The following is a 16,500-nucleotide window of genomic DNA, read 5'->3' as shown; positions in this document are numbered from 1 at the left end:
GAAGAAGACGATGACTGCCCAAGGAACGATCCGCTCGGGCATGGGCGGCTGGACTTTCGAGCCGTGGGATACCTCCTTCTATCCGGAGAAGCTCGCCAAGGCCAAGCAACTGCACTACGCCAGCCGCCAGGTGCCGAGCATCGAGGTCAACGGCACCTATTATTCCAGCTTCAAGGAACCGACTTTCGTCAAATGGGCCAACGACGCGCCGGATGGCTTCGTCTTCTCGCTCAAGGGCAACCGCTTCGTCACCAATCGCCGCGTGCTCGGCGAGGCCGGCGAATCGATGATGCGCTTCCTCGGCTCCGGCGTTGCCGCGCTCGGCGACAAGCTCGGCCCGATCCTGTGGCAATTCGCGCCGACCAAGAAATTCGACGCGGACGATTTCGAAGCGTTCCTGAAGCTTCTGCCCGAGAAACAGGACGGCGTGCCTTTGCGCCACGCACTGGAAGTGCGCCATGACAGCTTCATCGTGCCGGAGTTTCCAGCGCTCGCGCGCAAATACAACGCCGCGATCGTCTATGCCGACCACGCGAAGTATCCGGCGATCGCCGATGTCACCGGCGACTTCGTCTACGCCCGGTTGCAGACCGGCAGCGACGACAACCCCGACTGCTACACCCCGAAAGGTCTCGATGAATGGGCGGGCCGGGTGAAGACCTGGGCGCAGGGCAAGCAGCCCGCCGACCTGCCGCGCGTCGATCCCAAGACCGATGCGCCGGTCAAGCCGCGCGACGTGTTCGTCTACTTCATCACCGAAGGCAAGGTGCGCGCACCCTTCGGCGCCATGGCGCTGATGAAGCGGGTGGCGGCTTAGAGCTGCGAACCTCCACAGCGGCCGTTGTTCAAACGCCAGAGCTTTGTTCGGCGCGCCACGCGACGCTAATCGGCCGTTGGCTTGTCGGAACCTGCCGGCCGTCTTGACCGTTCTGTCTCAGCCGCCGACTGCGGGAGACCGCTGCGAAGTCGCAACAGCTGCCGAAGCTCGGAACGGGAACGCACCCACCTCGGGAACGCTTGCCAAGTCCTGCAGCCTTGGAAAAGAGCGAGGAAAGATGATCGTCATCCTCGGTGCCTTGCTTACCATTGCAGGCATCGTGTACATGGCAGGCGCCACTCTGAGGCGCGGACGACTGAGTGATCCAGCACCTCGTCCGATGCCGAACCTGGCAACATCGGCCCCGACATTGGAGCCGCGGCGGCGCGGACTCGGTTTTCTCGGCCTGTCGCAGAATTGGCCAGGTTTGGTGATGATGGCGATCGGCCTTGTCCTACTATTGTCGGTAGTGGTCCTATAACGCAGGAATCCTAGCATCTTCGCGGCGATCGTAACGTAATCGATACTTCCTTGCTCCATTATGGACCTACGTCAGGTTGCAGAAGCCTGGCGCCGGCAAGGACGCGCATGCTGCTCGACTACAACTCACTGCTTCTGGCCGTCGGCTTCTCCGCCGCTTGCCTCAGCCTCACCCTGTTCGGAACCTGGATGGCCGCCCGTTCCGACAAGTTCCTTTTGACCTGGGCAGTCAGCGTGCTGGTCGTGGTGTGCGAAGTCTTTGCCTACGACGCCTATATCAAGGCGCCAGGAACCGCCCTTGGCGTGCTGACGCTCGCGGTGCTGCTGCTGGGCTTCTCGGTCATGCTAGGTGCTGCCCATCAGTTCAGGACCAGGCGCTCGCCCCTGCCGCTTATCGCGCTCGGCGTCGGCATTTCCTGTGCCCTGGCGCTGCCTCCCATGGCGCTCGGCTATGACGGCCTGGGCTTCATGCTGGAGAATGCCCTGGCCGCGCTGCTCCTGTTCGGCACGGCGTATGAATATTGGCGGGGCCGCGCGGAGGCGCCCGTCCATCTCATCGGCGTGTCGCTGCTCTATTCACTGACCGCGGCATCCTTCGTGCTGTGCGCGGCCGTGCTGGCGTGGGATGGCAAACTGGTTCTCGGTCACGCGCCGAGCAACTGGGCGGAGGATCTGAGCCTCGTCATCGTGATCGCCTCCATGACCGGTATCGGCGCGTTGTCGCTGGCGCTCAACCAGGGTCGGCTCGCCCGCCACCATCAGCGCGAGGCGCAAACCGATGCCTTGACCGGCCTGCTCAACCGCCGCGCTCTGTTCGACCTGCATGGCAAGACGCCGGTCAGCGCCTTCACCGCTGTGGTCGTGTTCGACCTCGACGGCTTCAAGGCGATCAACGACCAGTTCGGCCATGCCGCCGGCGACGAAGTGCTGAGGGCCTTTGCCGAAGTGCTTTGCGACGGTCTGCGCCCGAACGACTCCGTCGCGCGCATGGGCGGCGAGGAGTTTGCCATGGTGTTGAGGCGCATTTTGCCCGAGGTGGCTGGAGCAACGGCCGAGCGTGTCAGGGCCGCGTTCGCCGCACGCACGATTGAGACCGAAACCGGCCCGTTGCGCTGCACGGTCAGCGCCGGCTTCGCCTTCGGCAGCACGGACGGCATGAGCTTCGACAAAGTGCTCAGCGCCGCCGACAAGGCGCTCTACGCCGCCAAGCGCGCCGGCCGCAATCGCGTCCTGGACTTCCGCCTCGCCGGATGACCTTTTCGGGCCTCCTGCTCACTCTCAGTGGTGAGCAATCACGTCGTTGAAGGCGTCAAGGTCGACATAAAAAACCTTGGTCATTTCGCCCAGCAGATCATCCTCGTCATAGCCTTGCGACATCAGGATGTTGATCGCGGTCATGATATCGACGCGCTCCGTGAGGCGCCGCTTCTGATAGTCTTCGACAAAACGTTCCATCGCCATCCCCTGGCAAAAGTCTTTTTGGACGCATTGACCGACAATCACTGCGGGGAAACCTAAGCGGGCTCGCTTGCGTGGACCTTGCGGGCAGTGTCCGCGCCTTCCCCCTCATTCGCGACTGGCACGGAAAGCGGCCGACTCACCAAGGCCAAGAAAGACTAGCATGGAGTATTGAGCGCGCCAGAGCCGTCGAACACTTCGTCATCCTTGGGCGCAGCGACGCGAAGCGGAGCGAAGACCCGAGGATCCATGCCGTTACTTGGAAGCGTTACTGATGGTGCAGAATTTGGAATGGCGCTGCGCAAAGAACCTATTCTGTAGCGCAGCACTCTTCGGCCAATTTCACGGAATGGACCCTTGGATCTGCGCCGCGTCGCTTCGCTCCTTGCTTCGCCCAAGGATGACGACGACGCGAGTTACACCGTGAGGAACTTCCGCACGTCCGCCCGGTCGAGGTCTTCCGCCGGACCCGTATGCACGATCTGGCCGCGATCCATGATGTTGACCTCGTCGGCTAGCTCGCGACAGAAGTCTAAATATTGCTCGACCAGAAGCACCGCGATCCCCGCCTGGTCGCGCAGATAGCGGATGGCGCGGCCGATATCCTTGATGATCGAGGGCTGGATGCCTTCGGTCGGCTCGTCGAGCACCAGGAGCTTCGGCCGCATCACCAGCGCTCGTCCGATGGCGAGCTGCTGCTGCTGCCCGCCGGAGAGATCGCCGCCGCGGCGGCCAAGCATCTGCTTCAGCACCGGAAACAGCTCGAAGACATGCGCCGGGATGTTGCGGTCCGCACGCCGCAGCGGCGCGAAACCGGATTCCAGGTTCTCGCGCACCGTCAGCAGCGGAAAAACCTCCCTGCCCTGCGGCACGAATGCGATGCCCGACCGGGCGCGGTCATACGCCGCGCTCCGGTCGAGCGCCTTCCCCTCGAAGGCAACGCTTCCGCTCGTCAGCCGGTGGTGGCCGACGATCGATCTCATCAAACTGGTCTTGCCGACGCCATTGCGGCCGAGCACGCAAGTGATCTTGCCGGAGCCCGCCTTCAGCGAAACGCCGCGCAGCGCCTGGGCGGCGCCATAGTGAAGCGTGGCATTGGAGACTTCGAGCATGCTCAGCCCCTTCTCCAGCGCTTCAGGAAAGCGAAATCGAAACGGTAGAACGGAACCCGCCAGACCATGCTCAGCGCCCCAGATAGACTTCGACGACGCGCTCGTCCGCCGAGACGAAATCAAGCGTGCCTTCCGAGAGCACCGAGCCCTCGTGCAGGCAGGTGACCTTGACGCCGAGCTCGCGCACGAAATGCATGTCATGCTCGACGACCACCACCGAGTGGTCGCGCGCGATGTCCTTGAGCAGGCGCGCGGTCTCCTCGGTTTCGGCATCGGTCATGCCGGCGACCGGCTCGTCGACGAGCAGCAGCTTCGGATCCTGCGCCAACAGCATGCCGATTTCCAGCCACTGCTTCTGGCCGTGGCTGAGATTGGCTGCGAGCTCGTCGCGCTTGTCGCCGAGACGGATGATGCCGAGTATGTCGTCGATGCGCCGCGCCTCGGCGGCGGAACGGCGATGGAACAGCGCCGGAAATATCGAACGCGGTCCCTTCAGCGCCAGCATCAGATTGTCCTCGACGCTGTGGCTCTCGAAGACGGTCGGCTTCTGGAATTTGCGGCCGATGCCCATCATGGCGATTTCGGCCTCGTCATGGCGGGTGAGATCGACCTGGCCGTCGAAGAAGACTTCGCCCTCGTCCGGCCGCGTCTTGCCGGTGACGATGTCCATCATCGTCGTCTTGCCGGCGCCGTTGGGCCCGATGATCGCCCGCATCTCGCCCCTGTCGAGCACCAGCGACAAATTGTTGATGGCGCGGAAGCCGTCGAAGGAAACCGAGACGCCGTCGAGATAAAGGATGGTGTTCGACTTGTTCATGTTCGCTCACTCCGCCGGCTGCGGCTCGGACCCGGTGGTCGACCAGGCGCCCGGCGTCTGTGCCGCGGAGCGAACGATCTTCGGCTGCGGCATCTCTGGATCGGCGCCGGCTTCCGCGGCAAGCGAGGCCGCGCGCAGCGCCTTGGCCCTGCCGCGCCAGCCGTCCCACATGCCCACGATGCCCTTGGGCAGCAGCAGCGTGACGGCGACGAACAGCCCGCCCAGCGCGAACAGCCAGAATTCCGGCAGCACGCCGGTGAACCAGGATTTGCCGGCATTGACGAGCAGCGCGCCGATGATCGGGCCGACGATGGTGCCGCGCCCGCCGACGGCGGTCCAGATCACCACCTCGATCGAATTCGCCGGATCGAATTCGCCGGGATTGATGATGCCGACCTGCGGCACGTAGAGCGCGCCGGCGATGCCGGCCATGATTGCCGAGACGGTGAAGGCGAAGAGCTTGACGTTCTCCGCCCGCCAGCCAAGGAAGCGGGTGCGGCTCTCGGCGTCGCGCACGGCCATCAGCAGCTTGCCGTATTTGGAACGCACGATGGCCGCGGTCACGAAGACGGCAAGCGCGAGCGTGACGGCGCTCGCCGCAAACAGCGCCGAGCGTGTCGCGTCCGCCTGCACGCTAAAGCCGAGAATGTCCTTGAAATCGGTCAGGCCGTTGTTGCCGCCGAACCCCATGTCGTTGCGGAAGAAGGCGAGCAGCAGCGCATAGGTCATCGCCTGGGTGATGATCGACAGATACACGCCGGTGACGCGGCTGCGGAAGGCGAACCAGCCGAACACGAAGGCAAGCAGGCCGGGCACGGCCAGCACCATCAGCGCCGCGAACCAGAAATGGTCGAAGCCGTACCAGAACCAGGGCAGCTCCTTGTAGTTCAGGAACACCATGAAGTCGGGCAGGATCGGATTGCCGTAGACGCCGCGCGAACCGATCTGGCGCATCAGATACATGCCCATCGCATAGCCGCCGAGCGCGAAGAAGGCGCCGTGGCCGAGCGAAAGGATGCCGCAATAGCCCCAGACGAGATCGAGCGCGAGCGCCAGCAGTGCGTAGCAGAGATATTTGCCGACCAGCGCCACGATGTAGGGCGGGATGTAGAAAGCGCTTTGCGGCGACACCGCGAGGTTGAGCAGCGGCACGATGATGGCTGCCGCGAGCAGCGCGACGACCGTAATGGCAATGCGGTGGTCGGCGGAAAAGAAGCGCTGCGCGATCATGCTTCCACCGCCCTGCCCTTCAACGCGAACAGGCCGCGCGGGCGCTTCTGGATGAACAGGATGATCAGCACCAGGACGACGATCTTGCCGAGCACCGCGCCGGCATAGGGCTCGAGGAACTTGTTGACGATGCCGAGCGAGAAGGCGCCGACCAGCGTGCCCCACAGATTGCCGACGCCGCCGAACACCACGACCATGAAGCTGTCGATGATGTAGCCGCGGCCGAGATTGGGCGACACGTTGTCGATCTGGCTGAGCGCCACGCCGGCGATGCCCGCAATGCCTGAGCCCAGCGCGAAGGTCAGCGCGTCGACCCAGGGCGTCTTGATGCCCATGGAGGCCGCCATGCGCCGGTTGGCGGTCACGGCGCGCATCTGCAGCCCCCAGGGCGTGCGCTTCATGACGTAGAGCAGGACGCCGAACACCGCTAGCGCGAACACCAGGATCCACAGCCGGTTCCAGGTAATCGCGAGCTGGCCGATGTCGAACGAACCCGACATCCAGGATGGGTTGCCCACCTCCTGGTTGGTCGGCCCGAAAATGGTCCGCACCGCCTGCTGCAGGATCAGCGAAACGCCCCAGGTGGCCAGCAGCGTCTCCAGCGGACGGCCATAGAGGAAGCGGATGATGCCGCGCTCGATCGCGAGCCCGACAAGCGCCGCGACCAGGAAGGCGAGCGGCAGCGCGATCACCAGCGACCAGTCGAACAGGCCGGGAAACGAGGTGCGGATCACCTGCTGGACGACGAATGTGGTATAGGCGCCGAGCATGACCATCTCGCCATGCGCCATGTTGATGACGCCCATGACGCCGAAAGTAATGGCGAGGCCGATTGCCGCGAGCAGCAGCACCGATCCGAGCGAGATGCCGTACCAGATGTTCTGCCCCGCATCCCAAAATGCCAGCGTCGAATTGATACTCGCGATTGCGGCCGTCGCCGCTTCCTTGACCGCTCCGGAGGCGTTGGCCTCGACGGAGGTGAGGAGCGAGAGCGCGTCGCGGTCGCCGCGGGCGCCGATCAAGGCAATTGCGGCGAGCTTGTCCGTATCGGGCTTGTCCGAAACCAGTATGGAAGCGCCACGCGCCTGCTCCAGCAAAGCCTTGACGCTCGCCACGGTTTCACTGGCGATCGCCGCGTCGAGCGGCTCGATGTTCGCAGCATCAGGTGTCTTGAACATGGTGTCGGCGGCGGCGATGCGGACAGTCGGATCCTTGGAACCAAGCGTCAGCGTGCCCAATGCATCGCGGATGGTGCGACGCAAGGTGTTGTTGACGCCGATCTGGGTTAAGTCATCTGCGGAAGCCTCGCCCGCTGCCTCGCCGCTCAGCGGGTCGAAAAGCTGGATGCTGTCGCTGCCTTCCTTGCCGACAAACACCATCGAGTCGGCGGCGCGAATGTAAAGATTGCCTTCCGCCAATGCAGCAAGCGGCCGTTCGACAGCCGGATCGCCTGTGGCTGTCAACTCGCGAACGATAACTCCAGTCTCGGAAAAGTCCGCAGCTGTCGCGAATTTGGCGATGATGGCACGCAGATCGGCTTCCGCAGCGCCCGAGGACGACAGCGTCGTCAGCAGGAACAAAAGCGTGAGGCCAATCGCACGGAAAATCTTCATCGGTATTTGGCGGCCCTTGAGGGTTTAATGGGCGTCCGGACGGTGGAGGAAACCGTCCGGACGCACGCAGTCTTGGGCTCGGACCTGATGGTCCAGCCCGGGAGGATCAGTTCGTGCCCTTGCCGCCGCACTTGCCGGTTTTGACATTGAAGTTGCCGCAGCTGAGCGGCGCGCGCCAATCGGAAATCAGGTCCTTGGAATCGGGCAGGTAGTCGGACCATTCGTCGCCCATCACCAGGCCGGGCGTCTTAGAGACCGTCTGGAACTGGCCATTGGCCTGGATTTCACCGATCAGCACCGGCTTCGTGATGTGGTGGTTCGGCATCATCGCCGAATAGCCGCCGGTCAGGTTCGGCACCGAAACGCCGACCATGGCGTCGATGACCTTGTCCGGATCGGTGGTGCCGGCCTTCTGGACCGCCTTCACCCACATGTTGAAGCCGATATAATGAGCTTCCATCGGGTCGTTGGTGGTGCGCTTGTTGTTCTTGATGAACTTGTGCCAGTCGGCGATGAACTTCTTGTTCTCGGGCGTGTTGACGCTCTCGAAATAGTTCCAGGCGGCGAGATGGCCGACCAGCGGCTTGGTGTCGAGACCGGCGAGCTCTTCCTCGCCAACGGAGAAGGCCATGACCGGGATGTCCTCGGCCTTGATGCCCTGGTTGCCGAGTTCCTTGTAGAACGGCACGTTGGCATCGCCGTTGACGGTCGAGACCACCGCGGTCTTCTTGCCGGCCGAGCCGAACTTCTTGATCGCCGAGACCTCGGTCTGCCAGTCGGAGAAGCCGAACGGCGTGTAGTTGACCATGATGTCCTCGGCCGGCACGCCCTTCGACTTGAGATAAGCTTCGAGGATCTTGTTGGTGGTGCGCGGATAGACGTAGTCGGTGCCCTCGAGCACCCAGCGCTTCACGGAACCGCCATCGGCGCTCATCAGGTAGTCGACGGCCGGAATGGCCTGCTGGTTCGGCGCAGCGCCGGTGTAGAAGACGTTGCGCTCGCTCTCCTCGCCCTCATACTGGACGGGATAGAACAGGATGTTGTCGAGCTCCGAGAACACCGGCAGCACCGACTTGCGCGACACCGAGGTCCAGCAGCCGAACACCGCCGCGACCTTGTCCTTCGAGATCAGCTCGCGCGCCTTCTCCGCGAACAGCGGCCAGTTGGACGCCGGGTCGACGACCACGGCTTCCAGTTTCTTGCCGAGCAGGCCGCCCTTGGCGTTCTGCTCGTCGATCAGCATCAGCATGACGTCTTTCAGCGTCGTCTCCGAAATCGCCATGGTCCCCGACAGCGAATGGAGAATACCGACCTTGATCGTGTCTTCCGCCGCTTTGGCGGAAGCCGACGCCAGCAGGCCAGCCGCGACGACGCCCGCCGACAGGATCTTTGTTATTTTCGCGAAGTTACCCCTCATATGACACGCTCCCAAGCTTGTGTTTGCACCGCATCATAGACTGTGCAAGCGACGTGCCAGACGGGAATGCGCGCAACGGAATTGCGGGATAACGATGCGATTACAGCCGGTTACCCAGTAGCCGGGAAACTTTTCGATCTGCCGCCCCCGACCAAGTTGAGAAAAGTTTACGCAGTGCTGCCTAGATTTTGCCCAAATGGTAAAACTGCCTTAAAATTCATCATGCAGGCAAAGACTGGCTGATCGGCCCTGTTGCAGGGCCATGGCGAAATGGGGCAAGGTCGCCGCGCAAACGAGCGACGTCATGACCCTGCGAACGATCCTGAGCTTCCTGCTTCTGCTGTCCGCCGCCGGCAGCGCGCAAGCCGATTTCACCGACGGCAAGCTGCCCGACGGCGCCTATCACTGCGAGGTCTACCTGCTCGGCCTGTTCCTCGATCTCGGCGTGATCACCATCAAGGGCAACCTCTATAGCGGCCCGGTGACCTTCGGCGCCGCGCCGCAAGCCTACGACTACCAGATGAACCCCAATGGCGAGATCACCTGGCTTGGCCCGCTCGGCGGCTACACCAGCGGCGGCAACTCGATCTCGATGACCCAGGCGACGCTCGACGACCCGAGCGGCCCCTCCTTCGACATCATCATGAAGCAGCAGGACGGCGCCTTCACCGCCTCGACCTGCACCAGAAGATAGCCGCCGGCTTCACACAAAAAAAGCGCGGAACCCTTTCGGGTCCCGCGCCAGCAGGCAGTCGGGAGGATGAACGCAATTCCAGGAAAAGTGCTTAGCGGTTTTCCGTCCGGAATTGCGTCAGACAAAAAATAGCTGGAGCGGGTCGGCGGTAACGCCGAATCGCTTCAGATAGTTTTGGCCGACATCTGCGCCGCGATGTAGTCGGCCTGGCGGATCGCCAGTGTCACGATGGTCAGCGTCGGGTTCTCCGCCGCGCCGCTGGTGAACTGGCTGCCGTCGGAGACGAACAGGTTCTTGATGTCGTGCGACTGGCCGTGCTTGTTGACGACGCCGTCCTCGGGTTTCTCGCTCATCCGGTTGGTGCCGAGATTGTGGGTCGAAGGGTAAGGCGGCGTCGGGAAGGTTCGCGTCGCCCCGACAGCGGCATAGAGCGCCTGGCCTTGCTTGTAGGCATGGTCGCGCATCGCCGTGTCGTTGGGGTGATCGTCGAAATGGACGTCGGCGATCGGCATGCCGTGCTCGTCCTTTTCGTCCTTGTGCAGCGTGATGCGGTTCTCCTCGCGCGGCATGTCCTCGCCGACGATCCACAGGCCCGCCATATGATCGTAGTGGTCGAGCGCCGTGGTGAAGGAACGTCCCCAGCCGCCGGGATTGAGGAAGGCCGCCATGAACGGCAGCCCAAGCGACAATGTCTCCATCTCGTAGCCGCCGACGAAGCCGCGCGACGGATCGTGGCGCGCCTCGTCGCGGATGATGCCGGCCATGGTGGTGCCGCGATACATGTGCACCGGCTTGTCGAAAATCGCGTAGACCGAGCCGGTGGTGTGGCGCATGTAGTTCTTGCCCACCTGCCCCGACGAGTTGGCGAGCCCGTGCGGGAACTTGCTCGATTCCGAATTGAGCAGCAGGCGCGGGCTCTCGATCGAATTGCCGGCGACGGCGACGATGCGGGCCTTCTGCTCCTGCAGCTTGCCGTCCTTGTCGGCATAAACGACGCCGGTCACCTTGCCGGAAGCGTCATGGTTGATCTTGATCACCATCGAGTTCGGCCGCACCTCCAGATGCCCGGTCGCTTCGCCCTTCGGGATTTCGGTGTAGAGCGTCGACCATTTGGCGCCCCATTTGCAGCCCTGGAAGCAGAAGCCGGTCTGCTGGCAGGAATTGCGGTCGTCGCGCTGCACCGAATTGATCGCCATGTTGCCGGTGTGGCATTCCTTGTAGCCGAGCTTGTCGGCGCCGGCCTTGAGCACCTTGAAATTGTTGTTGCCCGGCAGCCGCGGCCAATTGTTGGTGCCGGTGACGCCCATCTTGGCTTCGGCCTTGGCGTAATAGGGCTCCATCTCGGCCAGCGTTACCGGCCAGTCGAGGAGGTTCGCGCCCTTGACCTTTCCGTAGGTCGTGGCCGCCTTGAATTCATGCTCCTGGAAGCGCAGCGAGGCGCCCGCCCAGTGCGTGGTCGAACCACCGACCGATTTCACGATCCAGGCCGGCAGGTTCGGGAAATCCTTGGCCACGCGCCAGTCGCCCGAGGTGGTGCGCTTGTCCTTCCAGGCGAGCTGGGCAAAGGAATCCCACTCGTCGTTGATGAAATCCTCATATTCGTGGCGTGCGCCCGCCTCGAGGATGACGACGTCGATGCCTTTCTGCGCCAGCTCGTTGCCGAGCGTACCGCCGCCGGCGCCGGAGCCGATGATGACGACCACGCCATCGTTCTTGAGATCAAATGATGCTGCCATGGTTTCCTCCCATGAAATCCGTCGAAATGCGGTTCAGGACAGAGCGGCCTACAGCCACTCGATGTCGTTGAAGCCGCGCGCGATGTAGCCGCCCTTGGAATAGGACTCGCCCTCATAGCCAAAGATCGGCCACAGCTCCTTCTGATTGTAGAGGCTGACGACGAGGCCGCCGCGCACCGCCTGGAAGAAGGGCGTCTTCTCGATGCCGGCGAGCAGCGCGACCCGCTGCTCTTCCCAGCCGATCCCGCGATAACCGCCCTTGCCGGCCTTCTTGTCGAGCTCGGCGATGCCCTTCTCGATCAGTTCCTTGTGGGCCGGGTCCTTGGCCGCCGTCTCGTCATGGCCCTTGACGGCAATGGCGTAGTATTTGTCCGGCACCTGGTCGTGCGGATAGATGTCGCGCGCCACCTGGATCAGCGTCGCCATCGTCTCGGGCTTCAGCGCCGAGGTTTCGAGACCCCAAGCGTGTTCGGGGCTGATGACGGCGCTGCCGGAGATGATGAGCAGCGCGCCGGCGCCGCCGCGCTTGAGAAGCTCTCGCCGCGAAAGCCCGGCTTTCTTCTCATAAACTGTAACCATGATTTCCTCCCTGCTTGCTGTTCGCGCCCCTGAGGGCGCCGTTGCTGGCGCCGCGCCTCTCCGCGGCGGAATGTCCCCTATTGGAAGCGCCCTCCTCGCTGCAGGACCTCGATCTTGTAGCCGTCGGGATCCTCGATGAAGAAGAAGCGGGCAATCCGCACCCCGTCGTGATTGAACTCGACGATCTTCCTCGGATTGAACCCGAGCGCGCCGATCCGGTCATGCTCGCTATCGAGATCGGCGACCGACACGGCGAGATGGCCGTAGCCGTCGCCCAGCGCATAGGGTTCGGTGCGCCCCTTGTTCACGGTCAGCTCCACCTCGAAGGGCGAGTCCGCATTGCTGAGATAAATCAGTGTGAAGGTCTCGAAATCGAGCCGCTGCGCCACCTCGAGGCCGAAGGCCTTGTTGTAGAAATCGACGGACCGTGCCTCGTCGAGAACCCTGATCATGGAATGGATCGCCTTCGCCAAATCGGACTCCGCAGCTTTCTTGATTTCGAAGCCGATTATGCGTGCTGGCGAAAAAAGGTGGTGGCAGCCGATTACCACGCATGCGGCTTGGAAATGGGTAGTCTCCCGGCGCGGGCGAGGATGGGCGCGCCTAAGGACGAAAGTCTGATTGCCGTTGCCGGCCATTGGATCGAAGATGACAAACGCAGGCAGTGTTCAAAAAGGCGCCGGCTCGCTCAATCGGCGCCCAAGACAAACAAAAACGGGAGGTACTGATGTGCAGAGTCTTCGCCGGACAAAACCCGGAAGGCTACCGGCAGATCAACCGGTCGATTCGCATCGACGGTCATTCGACCAGCATCCAGCTCGAGGCGACGTTCTGGGATCTGCTTGACGAGATCGCCGACAGCCAGGGACTGACGACACCGAAATTCATCTCGAAGCTCTATGACGAGGCGATCGAGATCAACGGCCAGATCCCGAACTTCGCCTCCATGCTGCGCACGACCTGCGCGCTCTATCTGCGCGGCCACCGGCCCAATGCCGAGGAACAGGCTGCGTTGAAGCGGGAAGCCGCCTAAGCCGCTGCCGCGACTTCGAGCGCCAGCCGGCTCATGTCGGTGAAGAGGGCCTGACGCTCCGCATAGTCCGTCAGCTCGCCGGTGGCGATGTGATCGACCACGGTGAGCAGCGACAAGGCGCGGGCGCCGAACTGTGCGGCAATCCGGTAGAGCGCGCTGGTCTCCATATCGACCGCCAGCGCCCCAAGCGCCCTCGGCTCGTCGAACCGCGCGCGGCCGTCGGGATGGTGGAACACGTCGCTACAGATTGTCAGCCCGGCGCTGCAGGCGATGCCGAGATCAGCCGCGCGTCGCAGCGCCAACGCATGCAGCGCCGGATCCGGTCCCGCCGGGTGGTACAGCCCGAACACCTGTCCGCTAACTGCACTCTCTGCCCGCACTTCGCTGGAGATGACGAGCCCGCGCAAGGGCACATCGTCCGACAAGCCGCCACTGGTGCCGGTGCGTATCAGCGTCTTCGCGCCATGATAGTCGAGCAATTCATGGGCGTAGATCAGGAAGGATGAAACGCCGATACCGGTCGCCTGGATGCTGACCGGCTTGCCGCGGAAGCGACCGGTGAAGCCCAGCGCGCCCCTTCGGCGGTTGACGCAGCGAGGCGCCTCGAGAAAGGTCTCCGCCATCCATTGAGCGCGCTCGGGATCGCCCGGCAACAGCACCGTTTCGGCATAATCGCCCCTGTCCGCCTCGATATGCGGCGTCACGCGCTGCTACCCTCTGATAGACCCATCCGGCGACCATCATGGCAGGGCCGTCGCAATGTGCAAGCGATAGCTCATTTGGAAGCAATTCCAGCGAGCTGTAAGGCCGGTCAGGCACCACCGCCTTCGCCTTGGGTCGTCCGTCCGCAATTGCGTCGGCGCTCTAGGATTCCAGCACGTCCTTGACGATCGTCGCCAATTGCTTGAGCGAGAACGGCTTCGGCAGGAAGCCGAAATGGGCGTCGGCCGGCAGGTTCTTGGCAAAGGCGTCCTCGGCATAACCCGAAACGAACACGAACTTGATGTCCGGCTGACGCTTGCGCAACTCGCCGAGCAATGTCGGCCCGTCCATCTCCGGCATCACCACGTCGGACACGACGATATCGACCTTGCCGCCGAGCGCCTCGAACACTTCCAGCGCCTCGACGCCGGACGACGCCTCATGCACGGTGTAGCCGCGCGACGTCAGCGCCCGCACACCGCCCATGCGCACGGCGTCCTCGTCCTCGACCAGAAGCACGGTGGCCGAGCCGGACAGGTCCTTGGCCGTGTCGGACGGCTTGGCCGGGGCCGCCGCCATGGCTGCCGGCGCTTCGCCGGGCTCGGCCTGCTTCTTCACCTCGGCGATGTGGCGCGGCAGGAAGATGCGGAACACCGTGCCCTTGCCGACCTCGGACTCGCAGAAGATGAAGCCGCCGGTCTGCTTGATGATGCCGTAGACCATCGACAGGCCGAGGCCCGTGCCCTTGCCCACTTCCTTGGTCGTGAAGAACGGCTCGAAGATCTTCTTCAGAACGTCGGGCGCGATGCCGCTGCCGGTGTCCTCGACATCGACGAGCACATAGTCGGCCGGCGTTAATTCGCGATAGGCGAAGGATTTGCACTCTTCCGCCGTGACGTTGCGGGTGCGCACGGTAAGATCACCGCCGCTCGGCATGGCGTCGCGCGCGTTGACGGCGAGGTTGACCACCACCTGCTCGAATTGGCCGATGTCGACCTTGACCGGCCACAGGTCGCGCCCGTGGTCGATCTTCAGCTTGATGTCGTTGCCGACAAGGCGGGCAAGCAGCATCCGGAGATCGGCCAGGACATCGGTCAGGTTGAGCACTTCCGGCCGCAGCGTCTGCTTGCGCGAGAAGGCCAGCAATTGCCGCACGAGCGAAGCCGCCCGATTGGCGTTCTGCTTGATGTTCATGATGTCGGGAAAGGACGGGTCCGACGGCCGGTGGTTGGTCAACAGAAGGTCGGACGCCATGATGATGGCGGTGAGCACGTTGTTGAAGTCGTGCGCGATACCGCCGGCAAGCTGACCGACCGCCTGCATCTTCTGACTCTGCGCCATCTGGCCCTCGAGCGCCTTCTGCTCGGTGGTCTCGACCGCATAGACGATGGCCGATTCCTCGGCGCCCTCGCCGCCCGCGCTGTCGGCGACGGCGTTGACGTAGAAGCGGATGTGGCGCTCCTCATTGCCGGGCAGCACGGAGTCGATCGGCTCGATATTGGCCTGCCGCTGCCTGGCCCTCTCGAGGGCGGCGGCGAAGGCCGGACGGTCGCGTTCGTGGACGATGGTCTCGAACCTCACCCGCCGGTCGACGGCGTCCCGGTCGACCACGGATGAAAACAGCTGCAGGAATGGCGCGTTGGTGCGCAGGATGCGCCCGCTCGCGTCGACGCCCGCGATAGCCATGGGAGTCGAGTTGAAGAAACGGGTGAAGCGGACCTCGGAAGCCCTGAGTTCCGCCGAAGCGTCCTCGCCCTGGGTACGGTTGAGCACGATGGTGCGGGTCGGGCCGTTCACGCCCTCGCGGCTTGCCGAAACCCGGTGCATGAAGCGCACCGGCAGCGCCTGGCCGCTCATGGTGGTGAGGTCAAGGTCGATGACGGCATTGCGGGTCGTGCCGGGATCGGCCTTGACCGAGCGGACCAGCGCCATGCCGTCGCCGGCGATGATTTCAGGCAGCGTGATGGCGCCCGGCGTGAAGGAGGCAAGGTCGATGCCCAGCCACTCGGCGAGCGTGGCGTTGATATAGGTGACGCGGCCTTCCTGGTCGGCCGAGAAGAACCCGGCCGGCGCATGGTCGAGATGGTCGATGGCCTTTTGCAGGTCGAGGAAGAAACGCTCCTGCTCCGCCCGTTCCTGCGAGATGTCGGCAAGCTGCCAGGCCAGCATCGGCAGCCTTTGCCCGGGCATGCTGAAGGCGCGGGCGCGGGCCCGGTACCAGCGCGCGCCGGGCTCGGCGCCGGGCTTGATCGACTGCGCCAGCCGGAACTCGCCGTCGCCCGCCTGGCCGTCGCGCAGGCCCGACGCCAGCCTGTAGATCGTCATCGAGGCCTCGGGAACATCAGACAAGAGACCTTCGACGGTCTTGAGATCGGCCGCCGAGGCGGCGCCCGTCATGTCGGCATAGGCGCGATTGGCGTAGACGACGCGGCCCTTGGTGTCGGTCACCAGCAGCCCCTGCGACATCGAGTCGACAAAGGCTTTCGACAATTCGTCGCCAGTCGACCGCGGCGCGATCTGCACGAAGCCAATCGCGGTCGCGAACAGGAAGCCGACGCCGATCATGGCGAGCACGCCGAGCATGCCGAGCAGGAATGGATCGCCGAGCCGCTCGCGGAAAAGTCCGAAGACGATCGCGGCGCCGGTCAAGACGACGATGAAGACGATGAGCCTGGTGACGGCGCCCGGACGCGTGTTCTGGTCGACGATCGGTACCGGATAGAAATCGCCGCGCGCTTCCTTGGCCATGTTCCCCCTGCTCGTGATTCCGGTGTCCGACGGGCGCGGACGGCCGGTTGAATCACATTCTCCT

Annotated in this window: 15 protein-coding genes; 4 read left to right on the top strand and 11 right to left on the bottom strand. The window is 63.6% G+C overall.

Annotation, left to right across the window (positions count from 1 at the left end):
• Positions 1-10: 10 nt before the first annotated feature.
• Complete coding sequence (locus EJ069_RS07000; protein ID WP_126060676.1) at positions 11-817, top strand: DUF72 domain-containing protein; 807 nt, start codon at positions 11-13, stop codon at positions 815-817.
• A 588-nt stretch (positions 818-1,405) separates the two neighbouring features.
• Positions 1,406-2,551 carry a GGDEF domain-containing protein gene (locus EJ069_RS06990; RefSeq protein ID WP_126060674.1) on the top strand — a complete coding sequence of 382 codons (1,146 nt, stop codon included), beginning with the start codon at positions 1,406-1,408 and terminating at the stop codon, positions 2,549-2,551.
• A 24-nt stretch (positions 2,552-2,575) separates the two neighbouring features.
• Here the strand turns inward: EJ069_RS06990 and EJ069_RS06985 are convergent, their stop codons facing one another.
• The 6 genes from EJ069_RS06985 to urtA all read right to left on the bottom strand — a co-directional run bounded on the left by EJ069_RS06985 (position 2,576) and on the right by urtA (position 8,944).
• The gene (locus tag EJ069_RS06985) at positions 2,576-2,752 is read right to left on the bottom strand and encodes a hypothetical protein (RefSeq protein ID WP_126060673.1); all 177 of its coding nucleotides are present in this window, start codon (positions 2,750-2,752) and stop codon (positions 2,576-2,578) included.
• Positions 2,753-3,171: 419 nt separating this feature from the next.
• The gene (urtE, locus tag EJ069_RS06980) at positions 3,172-3,867 is read right to left on the bottom strand and encodes an urea ABC transporter ATP-binding subunit UrtE (RefSeq protein ID WP_126060672.1); all 696 of its coding nucleotides are present in this window, start codon (positions 3,865-3,867) and stop codon (positions 3,172-3,174) included.
• A gap of 70 nt (positions 3,868-3,937) precedes the next feature.
• A complete protein-coding gene (gene urtD / locus EJ069_RS06975) occupies positions 3,938-4,684 on the bottom strand; it encodes an urea ABC transporter ATP-binding protein UrtD (protein WP_126060671.1) in 747 nt (248 codons plus the stop codon).
• Positions 4,685-4,690: 6 nt separating this feature from the next.
• Positions 4,691-5,914: an urea ABC transporter permease subunit UrtC gene (gene urtC, locus EJ069_RS06970; RefSeq protein WP_126060670.1), complete on the bottom strand. Its 1,224-nt coding sequence runs from the start codon at positions 5,912-5,914 to the stop codon at positions 4,691-4,693.
• Positions 5,911-7,527: an urea ABC transporter permease subunit UrtB gene (gene urtB, locus EJ069_RS06965; RefSeq protein ID WP_126060669.1), complete on the bottom strand. Its 1,617-nt coding sequence runs from the start codon at positions 7,525-7,527 to the stop codon at positions 5,911-5,913. Before urtB ends, urtC begins: the two co-directional genes overlap by 4 nt.
• Positions 7,528-7,633: 106 nt before the next feature.
• The gene (gene urtA / locus EJ069_RS06960) at positions 7,634-8,944 is read right to left on the bottom strand and encodes an urea ABC transporter substrate-binding protein (RefSeq protein WP_126060668.1); all 1,311 of its coding nucleotides are present in this window, start codon (positions 8,942-8,944) and stop codon (positions 7,634-7,636) included.
• A 304-nt stretch (positions 8,945-9,248) separates the two neighbouring features.
• On the opposite strand from urtA, the gene EJ069_RS06955 reads away from it, so the two are divergent.
• Positions 9,249-9,638 carry a hypothetical protein gene (locus tag EJ069_RS06955; RefSeq protein WP_126060667.1) on the top strand — a complete coding sequence of 130 codons (390 nt, stop codon included), beginning with the start codon at positions 9,249-9,251 and terminating at the stop codon, positions 9,636-9,638.
• Positions 9,639-9,802: 164 nt separating this feature from the next.
• Here the strand turns inward: EJ069_RS06955 and EJ069_RS06950 are convergent, their stop codons facing one another.
• From EJ069_RS06950 to EJ069_RS06940, 3 genes are all read right to left on the bottom strand, one after another.
• The gene (locus EJ069_RS06950) at positions 9,803-11,374 is read right to left on the bottom strand and encodes a GMC family oxidoreductase (protein WP_126060666.1); all 1,572 of its coding nucleotides are present in this window, start codon (positions 11,372-11,374) and stop codon (positions 9,803-9,805) included.
• 48 nt (positions 11,375-11,422) lie between these two features.
• Positions 11,423-11,953 (bottom strand): gluconate 2-dehydrogenase subunit 3 family protein, encoded by a 531-nt coding sequence (locus EJ069_RS06945; RefSeq protein WP_126060665.1) that lies wholly within the window; start codon positions 11,951-11,953, stop codon positions 11,423-11,425.
• A gap of 77 nt (positions 11,954-12,030) precedes the next feature.
• Complete coding sequence (locus EJ069_RS06940; protein WP_042642790.1) at positions 12,031-12,426, bottom strand: VOC family protein; 396 nt, start codon at positions 12,424-12,426, stop codon at positions 12,031-12,033.
• A gap of 254 nt (positions 12,427-12,680) precedes the next feature.
• Here EJ069_RS06940 and EJ069_RS06935 point away from each other — a divergent pair, with 254 nt between their 5' ends.
• Positions 12,681-12,986, top strand: coding sequence for a ribbon-helix-helix domain-containing protein (locus tag EJ069_RS06935; protein WP_126060664.1), 306 nt, complete (start codon positions 12,681-12,683; stop codon positions 12,984-12,986).
• On the opposite strand, the gene EJ069_RS06930 is transcribed toward EJ069_RS06935, so the two are convergent.
• On the bottom strand, positions 12,983-13,690 hold the full coding sequence (locus tag EJ069_RS06930; protein ID WP_126060663.1) for a DeoD-type purine-nucleoside phosphorylase: 708 nt from the start codon (positions 13,688-13,690) through the stop codon (positions 12,983-12,985). The genes EJ069_RS06935 and EJ069_RS06930 overlap by 4 nt on opposite strands.
• A gap of 160 nt (positions 13,691-13,850) precedes the next feature.
• Positions 13,851-16,436 carry an ATP-binding protein gene (locus EJ069_RS06925; protein ID WP_126060662.1) on the bottom strand — a complete coding sequence of 862 codons (2,586 nt, stop codon included), beginning with the start codon at positions 16,434-16,436 and terminating at the stop codon, positions 13,851-13,853.
• Positions 16,437-16,500: the final 64 nt, after the last annotated feature.

Origin of the sequence: Mesorhizobium sp. M2A.F.Ca.ET.043.05.1.1 (assembly GCF_003952445.1) — a bacterium.
In the GTDB taxonomy this organism is placed as follows: domain Bacteria; phylum Pseudomonadota; class Alphaproteobacteria; order Rhizobiales; family Rhizobiaceae; genus Mesorhizobium.
Note: the sequence above shows the minus strand (reverse complement) of the source record. Positions and strands in the feature narration are given on the sequence as shown.

Bases quoted from the DNA above. Each gene is read 5' to 3' on its own strand.
- urtE (WP_126060672.1), bottom strand. From the start codon at position 3,867: ATGCTCGAAGTCTCCAATGCCACGCTTCACTATGGCGCCGCCCAGGCG.
- EJ069_RS06990 (WP_126060674.1), top strand. From the start codon at position 1,406: ATGCTGCTCGACTACAACTCACTGCTTCTGGCCGTCGGCTTCTCCGCC.
- EJ069_RS06985 (WP_126060673.1), bottom strand. From the start codon at position 2,752: ATGGAACGTTTTGTCGAAGACTATCAGAAGCGGCGCCTCACGGAGCGC.
- urtC (WP_126060670.1), bottom strand. From the start codon at position 5,914: ATGATCGCGCAGCGCTTCTTTTCCGCCGACCACCGCATTGCCATTACG.
- EJ069_RS06945 (WP_126060665.1), bottom strand. From the start codon at position 11,953: ATGGTTACAGTTTATGAGAAGAAAGCCGGGCTTTCGCGGCGAGAGCTT.
- EJ069_RS06950 (WP_126060666.1), bottom strand. From the start codon at position 11,374: ATGGCAGCATCATTTGATCTCAAGAACGATGGCGTGGTCGTCATCATC.
- urtB (WP_126060669.1), bottom strand. From the start codon at position 7,527: ATGAAGATTTTCCGTGCGATTGGCCTCACGCTTTTGTTCCTGCTGACG.
- EJ069_RS06925 (WP_126060662.1), bottom strand. From the start codon at position 16,436: ATGGCCAAGGAAGCGCGCGGCGATTTCTATCCGGTACCGATCGTCGAC.
- EJ069_RS06935 (WP_126060664.1), top strand. From the start codon at position 12,681: ATGTGCAGAGTCTTCGCCGGACAAAACCCGGAAGGCTACCGGCAGATC.
- EJ069_RS07000 (WP_126060676.1), top strand. From the start codon at position 11: ATGACTGCCCAAGGAACGATCCGCTCGGGCATGGGCGGCTGGACTTTC.
- urtD (WP_126060671.1), bottom strand. From the start codon at position 4,684: ATGAACAAGTCGAACACCATCCTTTATCTCGACGGCGTCTCGGTTTCC.
- EJ069_RS06955 (WP_126060667.1), top strand. From the start codon at position 9,249: ATGACCCTGCGAACGATCCTGAGCTTCCTGCTTCTGCTGTCCGCCGCC.
- urtA (WP_126060668.1), bottom strand. From the start codon at position 8,944: ATGAGGGGTAACTTCGCGAAAATAACAAAGATCCTGTCGGCGGGCGTC.